This window comes from Dongia deserti (assembly GCF_003574735.1).
GTDB classification, from domain to species: Bacteria; Pseudomonadota; Alphaproteobacteria; order Dongiales; family Dongiaceae; genus Dongia_A; species Dongia_A deserti.
In genome coordinates, this window is the sequence record NZ_QORW01000001.1 from 299,666 (window position 1) to 315,340 (window position 15,675).

Annotated in this window: 16 protein-coding genes; 10 read left to right on the plus strand and 6 right to left on the minus strand. The window is 61.9% G+C overall.

All coding sequences use genetic code 11. From position 1 onward, the window contains the following. Positions 1–64: 64 nt before the first annotated feature. From DTX69_RS01490 to DTX69_RS01530, 10 genes are read left to right on the plus strand one after another with little or no spacing between them, the layout of a single operon-like run. Positions 65–2,251: an ABC transporter permease gene (locus DTX69_RS01490; RefSeq protein WP_284735481.1), complete on the plus strand. Its 2,187-nt coding sequence runs from the start codon at positions 65–67 to the stop codon at positions 2,249–2,251. After that, complete coding sequence (locus tag DTX69_RS01495) at positions 2,244–3,011, plus strand: ATP-binding cassette domain-containing protein (protein WP_119299714.1); 768 nt, start codon at positions 2,244–2,246, stop codon at positions 3,009–3,011. Before DTX69_RS01490 ends, DTX69_RS01495 begins: the two co-directional genes overlap by 8 nt. A gap of 60 nt (positions 3,012–3,071) precedes the next feature. Beyond that, on the plus strand, positions 3,072–3,833 hold the full coding sequence (locus tag DTX69_RS01500) for a FadR/GntR family transcriptional regulator (protein ID WP_119299715.1): 762 nt from the start codon (positions 3,072–3,074) through the stop codon (positions 3,831–3,833). Between the two features lie 58 nt (positions 3,834–3,891). Then, entirely contained in the window at positions 3,892–4,683 is a 792-nt protein-coding gene (locus DTX69_RS01505; protein WP_322090870.1) for an SDR family NAD(P)-dependent oxidoreductase, read from the plus strand. Then, a complete protein-coding gene (locus DTX69_RS01510; protein WP_119299717.1) occupies positions 4,680–5,552 on the plus strand; it encodes an SMP-30/gluconolactonase/LRE family protein in 873 nt (290 codons plus the stop codon). Before DTX69_RS01505 ends, DTX69_RS01510 begins: the two co-directional genes overlap by 4 nt. 59 nt (positions 5,553–5,611) lie before the next feature. Further along, the gene (locus tag DTX69_RS01515; RefSeq protein ID WP_119299718.1) at positions 5,612–6,631 is read left to right on the plus strand and encodes a phosphatase PAP2 family protein; all 1,020 of its coding nucleotides are present in this window, start codon (positions 5,612–5,614) and stop codon (positions 6,629–6,631) included. A 27-nt stretch (positions 6,632–6,658) separates the two neighbouring features. Continuing rightward, positions 6,659–7,126 carry an amidohydrolase family protein gene (locus DTX69_RS01520; protein ID WP_456073053.1) on the plus strand — a complete coding sequence of 156 codons (468 nt, stop codon included), beginning with the start codon at positions 6,659–6,661 and terminating at the stop codon, positions 7,124–7,126. A gap of 4 nt (positions 7,127–7,130) precedes the next feature. Beyond that, positions 7,131–7,607, plus strand: coding sequence for an urease accessory protein UreE (locus DTX69_RS01525; protein ID WP_119299720.1), 477 nt, complete (start codon positions 7,131–7,133; stop codon positions 7,605–7,607). Next, on the plus strand, positions 7,594–7,788 hold the full coding sequence (locus DTX69_RS29915) for a hypothetical protein (protein ID WP_162916502.1): 195 nt from the start codon (positions 7,594–7,596) through the stop codon (positions 7,786–7,788). The genes DTX69_RS01525 and DTX69_RS29915 overlap by 14 nt, the downstream gene beginning before the upstream one ends. A gap of 13 nt (positions 7,789–7,801) precedes the next feature. Further along, the gene (locus DTX69_RS01530) at positions 7,802–8,161 is read left to right on the plus strand and encodes a GFA family protein (protein ID WP_119299721.1); all 360 of its coding nucleotides are present in this window, start codon (positions 7,802–7,804) and stop codon (positions 8,159–8,161) included. On the opposite strand, the gene DTX69_RS01535 is transcribed toward DTX69_RS01530, so the two are convergent. The 6 genes from DTX69_RS01535 to DTX69_RS01560 all read right to left on the minus strand — a co-directional run bounded on the left by DTX69_RS01535 (position 8,158) and on the right by DTX69_RS01560 (position 15,081). Next, positions 8,158–8,829, minus strand: a complete 672-nt coding sequence (locus DTX69_RS01535) for a flagellar motor protein MotB (RefSeq protein WP_119299722.1) — start codon at positions 8,827–8,829, stop codon at positions 8,158–8,160. The two genes, DTX69_RS01530 and DTX69_RS01535, sit on opposite strands and share 4 nt — an antisense overlap. Next, the gene (locus DTX69_RS01540; RefSeq protein ID WP_119299723.1) at positions 8,826–9,584 is read right to left on the minus strand and encodes a flagellar motor protein MotB; all 759 of its coding nucleotides are present in this window, start codon (positions 9,582–9,584) and stop codon (positions 8,826–8,828) included. Before DTX69_RS01540 ends, DTX69_RS01535 begins: the two co-directional genes overlap by 4 nt. Before the next feature lie 149 nt (positions 9,585–9,733). Next, positions 9,734–10,225: a PAS domain-containing protein gene (locus tag DTX69_RS01545; protein WP_119299724.1), complete on the minus strand. Its 492-nt coding sequence runs from the start codon at positions 10,223–10,225 to the stop codon at positions 9,734–9,736. 19 nt (positions 10,226–10,244) lie between these two features. Beyond that, complete coding sequence (locus tag DTX69_RS01550; RefSeq protein ID WP_284735482.1) at positions 10,245–11,801, minus strand: SpoVR family protein; 1,557 nt, start codon at positions 11,799–11,801, stop codon at positions 10,245–10,247. After that, positions 11,798–13,108: a YeaH/YhbH family protein gene (locus DTX69_RS01555; protein ID WP_119299725.1), complete on the minus strand. Its 1,311-nt coding sequence runs from the start codon at positions 13,106–13,108 to the stop codon at positions 11,798–11,800. Before DTX69_RS01555 ends, DTX69_RS01550 begins: the two co-directional genes overlap by 4 nt. 26 nt (positions 13,109–13,134) lie before the next feature. Beyond that, a complete protein-coding gene (locus DTX69_RS01560) occupies positions 13,135–15,081 on the minus strand; it encodes a PrkA family serine protein kinase (protein WP_119299726.1) in 1,947 nt (648 codons plus the stop codon). Between the last annotated feature and the right edge of the window lie 594 nt (positions 15,082–15,675).

Sequence of the window (15,675 nt, forward strand, 5' to 3'; positions counted from 1 at the left end):
ACTGCGAGTTGACCGCCTGCCCGCCCAATTGGTTGGTGGATGGGAGCTTGGGCTGCTCGTCCTCATGGCAATCCTGTTCGTTGGCGGCGCCCTGATCAATCCGGCCTTCTTTTTGAGCGGCGACGCCTTCCACGCCATCCTGCGCGACACCGCGCGCTATGCGGTAGTGGCGGTCGGCATGACCTTTGTCATCGTCAACAAGGACCTGGACCTCTCGGTCGGATCGACCAACGGCCTGGTGGGCGTCGCATTCTCCATCCTGTTCGCGCCCCAGTTCAACGACTGGGGGCCGATCTCCGCGACTATCTTCTGCCTCCTTCTCGGCATCACGATCGGCCTCATCAACGGCGTGCTGGTGACGATCCTGAAGGTACCGTCCTTCATCGCCACGCTCACAATGCTGCTGATCGGGCGCGGCATCATCCTTGGTCTGACGGGCGGACGATCGATCGGTTATGCTGTGAAGGCGCGCGAGCATGGTTGGTTCTTTCATCTTGGCGAAACCAACATCCTCGGCTTCAACAACCAGATTCCAATCGCCTTGCTGATCGTCATCGTCGGCGCCTTCGTGCTCGCCAAGACGCGCTGGGGTTATGAGACGTTCGCGACTGGCGGCAACGAGCAGGCCGCGGCCTATGCCGGCATCCCGACCCGCTGGGTGCGCATCCGGGCCTATCTGTTGTCTTCGATCTGCGCCACCATCGCGGGCCTGATGGCGGTCACCCAGGACAAGGGCGTGACGGCACAGGCCGGCCTTTCCTCCGAGCTCATCGTGATCGCCGCCGTCATCATCGGCGGCGCCTCGATCCTGGGCGGACGCGGTCGGGTGATCGGTGCGTGCCTCGGCGCGATGCTGACCGTCGTGATCGACAAGGTGTTGCGCGAAGGCTGGCCGACAACGCGCATCGTCCAGATCGACGGCCAGGATTTCGAGGTCGCTGCCATTGCGCAGCTCCCGGTCGGCGCGGTTCCCGCCTTGCTCGGTGCGCTGTTGTTGCTTGCCGTGTTGATCGAGCCCTATGTCCTGCGACGGCGCTTGATTGGCCGGCTTTGGGCGTGGCTCAGAGGAAAGGAGCCGCCACTCATCATCGAGGCGACCGGCATCGCGATCGAGGGCGTGCAGACCAAAGGAACGATGGCGAGCGACAAGGCGCTGTCGGCACGGGGCCTGGGCAAGTTCCTGGCGCGGCGCGATGCCCTTGCCATCGCTCTCACAATCGTGCTGTGGCTGATCGGACTTTGGCTCAGGCCGGATTACTGGTGGAACCTGCAGAACAGCTTCGCGATTCTGCTGAACTATACCGAGCTCGCGCTGCTGGCCATCGGCCTCACCTATGTTATTGCCTGCGGCGACATTGATCTGTCGGTCGGCGCTGTCTTGGCGCTCGCCGGCGCGGCAACCGCATTTGCGATGAAGGTGATGGGTTATGATCCCTGGACAGCCGTACTGATCGGATTGCTGGCCGGCATGGCGGCCGGATTCGTCAATGCGCTGATCACCGTGGGGTTCAACCTGCCGGCCTTCATTGCGACTCTCGGCATGTTCTACATCGCGCGCGGCCTGGCTGCCTGGATCGTCGCCGGCAAGCAGCTGACCGGTTTTCCGGAGAGCTTCAACCTGCTGGGACGCAAGATCGCGAACGTGCTCGATCATTTCGGCATTGATGTCGGGAGTGGCACGCTGCGGGCTGTCAGCGAGGCAGTCAGCATTCAGACTTTATGGATGATCCTGATCGCCATCATCGCCGGCATCATCCTCGGCTACACGCCGTTCGGGCAGATGATCTATGCAACCGGAGGCAACCGCCGTGCGGCCGACTATGCCGGCATCAACACCAGGCGTGTGCGATTCATCTCGCTCATGTTCTCCGCGCTGTGCGCGACCATGGCGGGCATCATCTACACGGCCTTCTTCCGCAGCTTCAATCCGACGGCAGGGCAGTTCCGCGAGCTCGACGCCATCGCAGCCGTCATCATCGGCGGCGGATCGATCTTCGGCGGATACGGCACCATGATCGGCGCGCTTGCCGGTGCCGCCGTCATCACCCTGATCCGCGCCCTGCTGCAGCTCAACATCATCCTGCCCGGCGGCGGCTCCTTCGTGATGCCGCAGCACTGGGTCAACGTGTTCACTGGCCTCATCCTGATCGTCGCGGTGCTGATCGACATCTGGCTGCGGCAGGCGAATATCCTGGCCGGCCTGCGCCTCGCACGCTTCATCCGCCTTAAATCGGAGCCTGAACATGCCTGAGCAACCGATCCTCGAGCCAACGGCTCCGATCATCGAGATGCGCCACATCAGCAAGGCATTCGGCGCCGTCCGCGCGTTGAGCGACGTCGACCTCCGGCTCCATCCGGGCGAGATCATGGGGCTGGTCGGCGACAATTCCGCCGGCAAATCGACCCTGATGAAAATCCTGACCGGCGCCTATACGCGCGATTCCGGCGACGTGCTGGTGAGCGGCGCACAGACGCATTTCAAGAGCCCGCATGAGAGCCGCGCCGCCGGTATCGAGATGATCTATCAAGACTTCGCCTTGTGCGGAAACATGGATGTCGGCCAGAACATCTTCCTCGGCCGCTGGCCGCGCAAAGGATTGTTTGTCGACCGCAAGGCCATGTATCGCGAAGCCGATGTGGTCCTGAAACGGCTGAAGGTCGACGTGAATTCGGTCTATCAGCGGGTGGAAAGCCTGTCGGGCGGACGGCAGCAATCGGTCGCGATCGCGCGCGCCATCTCCTTCGATCCGCGTGTCGTGATCCTGGACGAGCCGACAGCAAACCTATCGGTCATGGCGACCGAGCGGCTGCTGGAGACCATGCTGGAGCTGAAGAAACACAATGTCGCGCAGATCATCATTTCACACCGGCTACAGGACATCTTTGCGGTCGGCGACCGTGTGATGGTTCTGAAGCGCGGCGAGAATGTCGGCGAGCGCTACATCAAGAATACAACCGAGCAGGAGGTGCTGGAGATCATCGTCTCCGGACGGCGCGAGAAGGTTGCCTAGTCGCCCGGATAAGATGCGTTGTGCTGAACGTCGATTGGTGCCATATAATCCGCACTGAAGATGAGGAAACTAAAAAAAGCCGCAAAGGCCAGGGGAGAGCGCCTTCATCACTCTTTGGCGCAGGATATCGGGGCCCGAATTCTCCGAGGGGACTACGCGCCCGGATCGCTGCTGCCCAATGAAGCCGAGTGGTGCGACGTCTATGGCGTCAGCCGCACGGCGGTGCGTGAGGCGATCAAGATGCTGGCGGCCAAGGGCCTGATCCTCTCGCGGCCCAAGATCGGCTCGCGCGTGCGGCCGCGCGAGGCGTGGAACCTGCTCGACCGGGATGTCCTCGCCTGGTACTGGGCGGCTTCGGATCAGCACCACTTCCTGAGCAACGTGCAGCAGATGCGCGAGATGCTGGAACCGGAAGTGGCCGCGCTCGCCGCCCTCAATCACACGGAGTCCCAGCTGGCTGCGATCGAGGCGGCCTACACGGGCATGGTCGATTCGACGAACACCACGGATTGGAACGCGAACGACGTCAAGTTCCACCTGGCGGTGCTGGGCGCGGCCGGCAATGAGTTGCTGGTGCCTTTGGGCTTCATGATCGAATCGGCGCTCAGCAACATGTTCGAATACACCGCCTCTCACAACGAGCAGCTGCGCGCTGCCTTGCCGTTGCATGAGGCTATCCTGGTGGCGATCCGGCGCCGCAATCCGACCGCAGCGCGCCGCGCCGCCAGGGCGCTCCTGGCCGATACCAGCAGCGTGATCGGCAAGTCGCGGCGCTCGGGAAATGCCAAGCCGAGGAGCGAAATCCGAAAGCGGTCGGCCTGACAAATCTTGCCAAGGGGCGGCGGGCTGTGATCTTGATTCACGCCTTGAGACGATTTCCTTGAGCAAGATTGCATCCATGGACCTTTCGAATTTCGGCAAGTTTCCGAGCCTGCGCGACAAGAGTGTGTTCGTGACCGGTGGCGGCTCCGGCATCGGTGCCGCGATCGTCGAGAGCTTCGTCGATCAAGGCGCCCGCGTCGCGTTCGTCGACATCGACGAAGCCGGGAGCAAGCATTTGTGCGAGTCGCTCCGCGGACAATACGGCGTCGCACCGCATTTCACCCGCTGCGATGTCACCGACATCACCGCCATGCAGGCAGCCATCGATCGAATCGGGCGCGAGCTGGGCGACATCGCCGTGCTGGTCAATAACGCAGCCAACGACATGCGTCATGACTGGCAGGACGTGACGCCGGACTATTGGGACGAGCGCATGGCCATCAATCTGCGGCCCATGTTCTTCGCAATCCAATCGGTGGCGCCGCAGATGAAGCGGCTGGGCGGCGGCTCCATCATCAATTTCGGTTCCATTAGCTGGAAGGTGAGGATGGGGGGCGCTGCGGCCTACACCACGGCAAAGGCGGCCGTGCATGGCCTCACGCGCGGCATGGCGCGCGACCTCGGGAAAGACAATATCCGCGTCAACACGGTCCTGCCGGGCTGGGTCATGACGGAGCGGCAGAAGAAGCTGTGGCTGGACGAAGCCGGTGAGAAACTGCTCGACCAGGAGCAATGTCTGGCAGGCCGGATCGAACCGATCGACGTGGCGCGGCTGGTCATGTTCCTCGCTTCCGACGATGCGCGCATGTGCACGGCGCAGGATTTCACCGTCGATGGCGGCTGGGCATGACCGCGCCGCGACTCCTGCTGGACGCGAAGGCCAATCTGGGCGAAGGACCGCTCTGGTCGGCAAGGGATCAGGCGATCTACTGGACCGACATCAAGGTCAAGAAGCTCAACCGCTATCGCCTGGCCGATGGCGCGACGCACAGCTGGGATATACCGGACACGATCGGATGGGCCGTCGAGCGCCGTGGCAAGCCGGGCTTCATCGTCGGGCTCGCCCATGCCATTGCGGACGTGACGCTCGATCCTTTCACCGTCACGCGCCGCTGTGAAATCGAGCGCGATAAGCCGGCCAATCGCCTGAATGACGCCAAGGTGGATCAGCAAGGCCGCATCTGGTTCGGAACCATGCACAATCCGGAACAGGAGGCCTCGGGTTCCTTCTATCGCCTCGATCCGGACTTTTCCGTTCACCAGGTCGACACGGGTTATATCGTCGCCAACGGTCCGACCTTCAGCCCCGACGGCCGGACCGTCTACCACACCGACAGTTTCATACGCGAAATCTACCGCTTCGAGATCGAAGCGGATGGCAGCCTCACCAACAAGCGCGTGTTCGCGCGATTCACCGACGAAGAAGGTTATCCAGACGGCATGACCACTGATTGCGATGGCTGCCTTTGGGTCGCCCATTGGGCTGGATGGCGCATCACCCGGTTCCGGCCCGACGGAACGCGCGATCAAGTAATCCCGATGCCGGTATCGCAGGTCACCTCCTGCACGTTCGGCGGCGATAATCTCGACCGGATGTTTGTGACCTCCGCGCGTATCGGTCTTTCCGACGCGCAGCTCGCGAAAGAGCCGCTGGCCGGCGGGCTGTTCGAGGTCGATCCGGGAACAGCCGGTCTGCCAACCTCCCAATTCGCGGGATAGCTCCACTTCAGGTCGACCGTTTTACCGAAAAGTAATACCTTTTCGGGCTAACTGCAGGGATGAAAATTGATGGGATTGACAGGGATTTATTTGCCTTATTCGGGTTGATTGCCGTCGTCACTCTTGGCGTGGCGTGGGTGCTGTCCCATGGCGTCCTGCACTGGGGCGATATTGTTTCGAGCTATTTCCAGATCGGGTTTCTGAGCCTTCTCGTTGGGCTAATCCCTCGCGTGGTGTTCCCCACTTTCCAGGCGAGCCGAACGGGCAAGTCGCCGCTCGCAGAAGTCTACAAGTCCCTGACGGATCCCAAGCTCTGGGTCTGGCTCGCGGTCCCAGGATTCATCGCTCCGATCTTCATGGCGGCCTTCACGATTACGAAGACCCTGATCGGCATCAAGCTCGGCTTCACGTGGGATGATTACTTTGCCGAGCTCGACAGGGTCATCTTTGGCACGGATCCGTGGCGCTACACGCACGCCGTGTTCGGCACCGAGATGGGATCCAAGTTTCTGCAGTTCTGGTACGTCGGTTGGGGCGTGCCCGTCGCGTTCTCGATGCCGCTTGTCGTCGTGCTGGCGGGCCGCGAGCATGCCGCGAAGTTCCTGCTCGCCATGTTTCTGACCTGGGCCATGGCGGGACTTTGCCTTGCCGCATTGTTCGCGTCCGCGGGGCCCTGCTTTGCCGGCGAGTTCAACCCCGTGCTCAAAGAGCGCTTTGCGCCGCTGAATGATCAGCTCACATTGCTGCTCAAGGATGGCCCCATCCAGATGACGCAGCACTACCTCGCGAAGTACTGGAACGCGAAAGTCGCAGTCAAGGGCGGCGGCATATCCGCCTTCCCATCCGTGCATGTGGCCGTCGCCGTGCTCTACGTCATCGCGTCCTGGCGCAAGCCGTTGCTGCGATATGCGTCGTTGTTCTTCGCGATGACAATCTGGATCGGATCGATCCATTTTGGCTATCACTATGCCGTTGACGGCATCGCATCCGTCGGCATCGCTTACGCTGCCTGGACCATTGCCAGCAAGGCCGTCGCATTCATCGCAAGCCGGCATCAGCCTGCTGTCGCGCTGGCGTGACGCCAATGATGCAATCCTAGTCCTGCCTTGACCCAGGGGATGGCCGCCGACGTGGGCTCGGTCGAGGTCGGCAAGCTGGCTGACCTCGTTCTGTGGAACCCAGCCTTCTTCGGCGTGAAGCCCGATCTGGTGCTGAAGTGCGGCACGATCGCAGCGGCACCGATGGGCGATCCCAACGCCTCGATCCCGACACCGCAGCCGCGGCATCACCGTCCGATGTTCGCCGCCTTCGGCGGGGCATCTTCCGTCAGTGCCGTGACCTTCACCAGCGCCGCGGCGCTGCAGCGTGATATCGGACGGGGCCTCGGCCTGACTCGGCCGCTGATCGCGGTCGCCGGAACCCGCTCGATTTACAAGAAGGATATGGTGCATAATAGCGCCATGCCTGTGATCGAGGTCGATCCCGAAACCTATGAAGTCCGTGCCGATGGCAGGCTACTGACCTGTGAGCCTGCCGCGCAGCTTCCCATGGCGCACCGCTGTTTCCTGTTCTGATGCCATGGACGCATCGCGTCACGCCGCCCACTACATCGCCGCCGGTGAATGGCTCGCGACTCTGGAGCGCGGCACCGTCACTCTGATCTATGCCGATCGCTGCCGGCGGCGCGTGCGCCTGCTGGACGATCGTGGCGTCCCGTTCCTGCTCGATCTGGTGCGGCCGGCGCGCCTGGCGGACGGTGACGGGCTGGTGCTGGCTGACGGCACGATCATCCGCGTGATCGCAGCACCGGAGCCGCTGGTCGAGGCCATCGCGACCGATGCGCGGCATCTGGCACGCCTGGCTTGGCATGCCGGCAACCGGCATGTGCCCGTGCAGATCGTCGATGATCGCTGCCTGCGCATCGTGGATGATCCCGTGTTGGAGCAGATGCTGCGCGGCCTGGGCGCCGAGACGCGTACCGTCACCGCGCCTTTCCATGCCGAGGGCCGCGCCTATGTCACGCTGTCGGGCGGTCACCATCATGGACACGATTGACCGCGCACCAGTTTGGCGGATGCCGCCAAGCGCGGCGACAAGCCGGTCGTTTTCCCAAACACGCGCAGGTGAAGGCCTGGAACGAATCGCGTCGCTGGTACTGGAACTGGGCGGCCTGCCGTCGCGTCGCATGCAGTTTGCACGCGATCTCCCGCCGCTGACGGAATGGCGGCAGGTCTGATAACGGAGGTCGGATGCTGACTGGCGTATGCCATTGCGGCGCCGTGCACGTGACAATTCCGCGAAAGCCACGCAGCGTCACCGACTGCAATTGCTCCATCTGCCGGCGCTATGGCGTGCTGTGGGCCTATTACAAGGCGTCGACTGTGCGCGTTGAAGCGAAGGCCGGGGCGACGGAATCCTATGCCTGGGGCCGAAAGGCGCTTCGCTTCGTCCGTTGCACCACGTGTGGATGCGTTGTGTGCTGGCAGCGAGTGAGGCCAGATCCGGAGCGGAAGATGGGCGTCAACATCCGCAACTTCCCCCTCGACGTCCTGAACTCAGTCCGAATCCGCTCCCTCGACGGCGCCACGTGGGATGGACGGACACACTAAGGCGTCGTGTCGGCGGCGCGCTCCGTGATGATCACGTTGACCTGCATCGAGGCGGCACCACTGGCGCTAAGCTCCGTGCGCGCCGGGATCGGTCCCGGAACGCCGGCCTGCTCGATCGCAGCGGCAGACAGCTGGGTCAGCACGAGCAGCTTGCCCCAGCGGTCCGGATCGTTGATCGCGACGCCCTGGCCCTGCACCATGATCTCGTTCGGGAAGCTGCGCAGCGCACCGCCAAGAGCGAAAAGCAGACCGTCCTTCTTCGCACCGCCCCCGTTGCCAAGCTCGCTGATCAAGGTGCTCGTCGGCAGCGTCACGATCACGCGGTCGCCGTTGCCCGTCAGCTCGAGGGTCGCAAGCTTCGGGTCCTTCTCGAAAGAACCCTTGAGAAGGGCCAGCAGGTAGCTCGGGCTGCGGGCCGGATCCGTCGCTTCGGACACCATGCCGCGTTCCACGGGCTGAGGCGCCTGGAGATCGAGGTGCGCGCGACCAGGGATCGAGCCCAGGATCCTCTGGAACTTGTCGTGATCCAGCGAAACCATCGAAAACAACAGCACGAAGCACGCCAGCACGTTGGTGATGAAATCCGCATAGCTGAGCAGCCAGGGCTGCTGTACCCCACTGTCTGACGGCGGCGGTGACTGAAGGGAACGATGACGCGCTGGTTTCATGGCGCCTGCTCCTCAGCGGCGGGCACGGCGTCATCGGTGGTCGACGTCAAGGCCACCGCGATCCCGATACGAGCTGGATCGCAGCGTGCAATGCCGATCGAGAATTGCTTGAGCGGTGCACGCTCGCCCGCCAATGCAGCGCCGATCGCCACCGCACGGGCTCTCACCTGATCGCTCGGCTCGGCCGCGCACAGCCGCATTTCGATGTGCGGCATGAAACGCTGCGGAACTCCATCCAGGGAATTCACAACTTCGCGCAACACGGTCGGGAACACCGGCGCGAGCGTCACGTCTTGATCCGGAAAGACCAGCTCCGCCGGCAGCCACAGCACCTGATGATCGGAGGCCGGCGCCGGCTTGCCGCCCATGAGCGGCACCAGAGACTGGATGCGCTGCGTCAGACCCACGATATAGTCGCGCAGGATGTCCTCATCCGTGCGCTCACGGGGCTCCTCGACCGGGATGGCGTTGCCGAACGCCTCCTGGACGCTGGCGATCGCCGCGTCCGTCTTGGTCTTGTCGTGCAGAGACATGCTGGCCAGAACGATGAAGAAGGTCAGAATGAGAGTCATCAGGCCTGCAAAGCTTGGTAGGCTCGGGTTGCGGGGCTGATGTACCCGGGGCGCCGTCGGCAGGCTCGGCGGACGCCAGCGTATGGCTTGCGTCAATTGGGCTTCGCCGGGCGCGCTGTTCGCCGTGCCATCCGACGCCGCATGAGCGCGTGCGGGGTCGATCGTGTCGCTGATCACGTCCATGGGTTGGGGACCCGTCGCCCGCAGCCAAGCATGGCTCCCATCCACACATATTATGCTTAAAAAGGGCTTAAGGCCTGCCGGTCCCTTGGCTTTCAGCCTCTTAGGTCACGAGCCCGAGAAGGACATCCGCCGGCCCCCTCGTTTCGGCATCAGGCGATTTGCCGCGGCGGAACCCCGGAATCGGCCATGCTGATGGCGCCATCGACCGTGATGCCGTCGTTGCTCAATGGGAAAAAGCCGGTTTCGCAGCCACCCACACGACCGGTCGGCTTGTGCCACTCGCTCTTGTTCCATTCGTAGTAGGCAAAGACCGGCCCGCGCGTTGCGACCAGCCGGCGATAGCATTCCACAAGCAGGGGCTCGACGGCGAACTTGCATTCGTCGAGATAGCGATTGGTGAAGTCGTGGCCATTCGCCTCCACCACTCGCGTGCCAACCAGCCGGTAGCGCACTCTAAGCGGCTTCCGCTCGATCTCGGCGATCACCAGATATGGCAGCAGGCGCGGAATCTCCGCTGGATCGATCGCGTCCCGCGGCGGAAGCGATCTGCCGGTCAACTTGCCTGGCCAATAGAACCGGAACTTCTTGACCCGTTCGGACGTGACTTGGCTGACATCGATCAGCTTGGAATGAGATGCCATGCCTTCCTTGATCGCGCACTTAGGTGCGCGGCGAAGCGTCGTACTGATACTTCGTCACGTCGTTTGTACCGATCCCGAGCAGTTGCACGTCATAGCCCCAGAGGTCGGCCACGTAGCCGAGAACGGCACGAGCGTCATCTTCCGAAAGCGGGATGTCGTTGTGCAACTGGTGGGTTAGCACCAGGCGCCGGCTGCCTTTGAGATCGACATCGGAGACCTGGATGTTGGGATCCCGCTCACCCGGATCATATTGCCGGGCAAGAGCGCGGCGAACGCGGGCATAGCCGCGCTCATCATGGATCGCATCGACCAGATAGTGCGGCGCCTCGCTCTCGTCCGTGAGCTTGAACAGCCGCATCTTGCGCATCATGGTAGGGCTCAGATATTGCGCGATGAAGGAATCGTCGCGGAAATTCGCCCAGACCGTCTTCAGCGTTTCCATCACATCGCCGTTGCCGGCGATTTCCGGCAGGTACTCGCGGTCTTCATCGGTTGGGTCGGTCACGACGCGCTCGATGTCGCGCATCATCTCGAAGCCGAGGGCATAGGGGTTGAGGCCGGAATAGCGCCGATCATCGAAGTCCGGTTGGAACACGACGTTGGCGTGGCTCGAGAGGAATTCGAGCATCGAGCCTTCGCTGATCTTACCCAGATCGTAGAGCCTGTTCATGATCCGATAGTGAACGTAGGTGGCGCAACCTTCGTTCATCATCTTGGTCTGCTTCTGCGGATAGAAGTATTGCGCGATGTTCCGCACGATGCGCACCAGCTCGCGTTCCCAATCCTTGAGGGACGGCGAGAATTTCTCGATGAAATAGAGCAGGTTCTCTTCCGGCAAGCCGAGCTTCTTGCGCGCCATGTCGACTTCCGGCTTGACTTCCTCGCGCTTCGGCTTGGGCGGAAGCGTGCGCCAAAGATCGTTGTAGGTCTGCCGCTGATGCTCCAGGCGCTCCTCGGCGCGCTTCTTCTCCGTTGCCAGGCTGAGCCGCGGCCGCCGCCCATAGCGATTGACCGCATGATCCATCAGCGCGTGCGCGGCGTCGAGCACGCGTTCGACCGAGGAGATGCCGTGCTGCTCCTCGCAGCGCGCGACATAGGACTTCGCGAAATTGAGATAATCGAGAATCCCTTCGGCATCGGTCCACTCCTTGAACAGGTAATTGTTCCTGAAGAAGTGATTGTGGCCGAAGGCGGCGTGCGCCATCACCAGTGTCTGCATGGTCATGGTGTTCTCTTCCATGACGTAGCAGATGCAGGGGTTGGAGTTGATGACGATCTCGTAGGCCAGTCCCTGATAGCCCTTGCGATACAGCGCCTCGTCGCGGGTGAAGCGCTTGCCGAATGACCAGTGGTGATAGAACACCGGCATGCCGATGGAGGAATAAGCGTCGAGCATCTGCTCCGAGCTGATCATCTCCACCTGGACGGGATAGGGATCGAGCTTCAGCTCATTGAGCGCGATATCCTCGATCGCATCAAAAGTGCGCTTCAGCGTGTCGAAATTCCATTCGCCGGTTTGGAACAGCAAAGCGCTACCCGGCTGCACGCTCGTGTTTGCCGATCGACCCGCCATCATGCAACCTTCTGAGTCTTGGCGAACAGCTGATGGAAAACGGGGAAAATGTCCGACTTGGAGAACACCCGTTTCATGACGAAGTTGAGGGCCAGGTCGGCTACCGTCTTGTAGTCACGCCACAACAGGCTGGCATTGCCCTCGGAGCGGAACATGCCGGCCTCGCGCTCGTCCACCACTTCGATATAAGCGAAATACTGGCACAAGGGCAGCAGCTCATCCCGCAGGATGCGCGTGCAGGTTTCACTGTCGCTCGGATAGTTGTCGCCGTCGGAGGCCTGCGCCGCATAGATGTTCCAGGCGTCGGTGGGATAGCGTTCGTCGATGATGCGCTTCATCTCGGCAAGCGCGCTGGAAACCACCGTGCCACCGGTTTCGGCCGAGCGGAAGAACGTCTCTTCGTCCACTTCCTTGGCCTCGGACGTGTGACGGATGAAAACTACATCCACATGCTCGTATTTCCGGGACAGGAAGAGGTGCAGCAGCAGGAAGAACCTCTTGGCGAGATCCTTCATGTATTCGCTCATGGAACCGGACACGTCCATGAGGCAGAACATGACTGCCCGCGCATTCGGCTTCGGCGTCTGCTCATAGCGATTGAAACGCAGGTCGACCGGATCGATGAAGGCGATCCGCTTCATGCGGCGCTCGAGCTGCGCCTGGACGATACGCAGCTCGCCGAGCTTCTTCTCCTCGACCTCGGTCCGCCCTTCCTTCGCTTCAAGCTCCGCGATCCTGTTGGTCACCATCGCCATCTCGTCCAAGGTCGGGCGATGGAGCGAGATGCGCCTGGCGAGGCTGTGCCGCATGGTTCGGACGAGATTGAGATTGCGGGGCGAGCCGCTCGCGGTGAAGCCGGCGCGCTGAGGCTGAGACGCGACCGTCTCCTTCAAGTGGGTCTTGACCAGATTCGGCAGTTCCAGCTCGTCGAACAGGATGTCGAGATACTCGTCCCGCGTCAGGGTGAAGCGGAAATCATCCTCGCCCTCGCCATCGGGGCTGCCTTCGCGGCTGCGACCGCCGGCCTCGCCACCGTCGGGCTTCGGCAAGGTATCGCCGGCGACGAACTCCTTGTTACCCGGATGGACGTGCTCGCGATTGCCGCCCTGGCGGGCGTGGTGGAAGCGCGGCTCTTGGATGCGCTTGCGGGGGATGTTGACCACCTCCTTGGTATCGACATCACCCAGGGCCCGCTCCTTGATGGAGCGGACCACCGCATCCTTGATCTGTTCCCGTACCAGCCGGATGAAGCGTTGCCGGTTGGTGTGACTTCTGCCTTTCGGGTTCAGCCGCCGGTCGACGATGTTCATGCGCTCTCCCTCGGCGGACTATAGCCTTAACCGGCCTTATTCACCCGCATATACCACTCGACCAAGCGACGGGTCTGCCGTGGCGTGTAGCCGCGGCTGACCATGCGCGCCACGAACTCGGTATGCTTCTTCTCAGTGTCCTTGTCGGCCTTGCTGGAGAAGCTGATCACGGGCAGCAGATCCTCCACTTGCGAGAACATGCGCTTCTCGATGACCTCGCGGATCTTTTCATAGCTGGTCCAGGCGGGGTTCTTGCCGTGGTTGGCGGCGCGGGCTCTGAGCGCGAACTTCACCACCTCGAAGCGGAAGTCCTTGGGATTCGCGATGCCCGCCGGCTTCTCGATCTTCGAGAGCTCCTGGTCCAGCATCTTGCGGTCGAACAGCTGGCCGGTATCCGGATCCTTGTAGTCCTGATCCTCGACCCAGGCATCGGCATAGGCGACATATCGGTCGAACAGGTTCTGTCCGTAGTCGCCGTAGCTCTCCAGATAGGCCTTCTGGATCTCGTTGCCGATGAACTCCGCGTAACGCTGCGACAGCTCGCTCTTGATGAAGTCGATATACTGCTTCTCGACCGCATCGGGGAATTGCTCGCGCTTGATTGCGTTCTCCATCACGTACATCAGGTGCACGGGGTCGGCGGCCACTTCCTCGATGTCGAAATTGTACGTCTCAGACAGGACCTTGAAGGCAAAGCGAGTCGAGATGCCGGTCATGCCCTCGTCCACGCCCGCGACATCGCGGTACTCCTGCATGGACTTGGCCTTGGGATCGACATCCTTCAGGTTCTCGCCATTATAGACCCGCATCTTGGAGAAGAGGTTCGAGTTCTCGTGCTCCTTGAGGCGCGTGAGGACGCAGAATTGGGAGAGCATCTCCATCGTGCCCGGTGAGCAGGGCGCCATGGCGAGGTCGCTGGTCTGCACCAGCTTCTTGTAGATCTGCGCTTCCTCGTTGGCGCGCAGGCAATAGGGCACCTTCACCACGCAGATGCGGTCGATGAAGGCCTCGTTGTTCTTGTTGTTCTTGAAGCTCTGCCACTCCGCTTCGTTCGAGTGGGCCAGCACGATCCCCTGATAGGGAATCGCGCCCACGCTCTCGGTGCCGACATAGTTGTTCTCCTGCGTCGCGGTCAGCAGGGGATGCAACATCTTGATCGGCGCCTTGAACATCTCGACGAACTCGAGCAGACCCTGGGTGGTCAAATTGAGGGCACCGCTGTACGAATAAGCGTCAGGATCGTTCTGGCTGTAGAATTCGAGCTTGCGGATATCGACCTTGCCGACCAGCGAGGAGACGTCCTGGTTATTCTCGTCGCCCGGCTCGGCCTTGGCGATGCCGATCTGCTTCAGCTTCGAGGGATAGAGCTTCACCACAGTGAACTTGGAGATGTCTCCATCGAACTCGCCCACCCGCTTGACTGCCCATGGCGACATGAGCCCGGTCAAGTAGCGGAGCGGGATGTTGTATTTGTCCTGCAGCACGGCACCCATGCGGTCAGGATCGAACAGGCCGAGCGGCGATTCGAAGCAGGGGCTGATCTGGTCGCCTGCTTTCAGCACATAGATCGGCAGCTTCTCCATCAGCGCCTTCAGACGCTCGGCCAGAGAGGACTTGCCACCGCCGACCGGGCCCAACAGGTAGAGGATCTGCTTGCGCTCCTCCAGCCCCTGCGCCGCGTGCTTGAAGAAGCCGACGATGCGCTCGATTGTCTCCTCCATGCCGTAGAAGTCGGAGAAGGCCGGGTACTGCTTGATCGACCGGTTCATGAAAACGCGGCCGAGGCGCGCGTCCTGCGCGGTGTCGATCACGACCGGCTCGCCAATGGCCGCGACCATGCGCTCGGCTGAGGTGGCGTAGGTCGTCGGATCCTCGCGGCAGAGCATGAGATATTCGCGGAGCGAGAACTCCGTCTGCCTGCGGCTCTCGAACAGATTGGTGTAAAGGTCGAAGACGTCGGACTGGTGATTCATTGCGCACCTGGGATGTGATGGCGTGACGATGTGTATGCAATTGCGAGGCCAGCGGCGCCAATTCTGGTCGTGCTTGCCCCGATCGTGTCTAGAGAGCGATCTGCATCAGCAGCGAAGCATGCGATCGCGCGCGCGTGACCCCGCGCGCTGCGAGCAGCGGCGTCAAATTTCGAGTACAGTCGGGTGAGGCGTTCGGTTGTTGCCCCCGAACGACGTAGTTCGGTTCTATTGGCGGTCGCTAACCCGCCGCTGCGATGAAATGACACCAACATCGCTGGAGCATCCTTGAACCGCCGCGTAACCCGTCGTCGTCGCGTCGCAATGCGCTCGCGACCGGCTCCCGCAGGAGCCGATATCGAAAGTCACTGCCGTTCGCTGTGTCTTCGTTGGGCACATGCAACACGCTCCGACCTACCAACACGTCCCGGTCGCCTGGGTTCCGGGACACACGCTACGCAAGGGCGGTCCAGCAATTGTCAAGTATGCGCTCTCCAGGCCAAGTCAAGTCTGCCACGGTTAGGGTTAACGAATACTAAAACCCGACTCGGCCAAAGGTAAGTGTAACTCTGGACACGTCTGCGTGAGAGCAAAAAT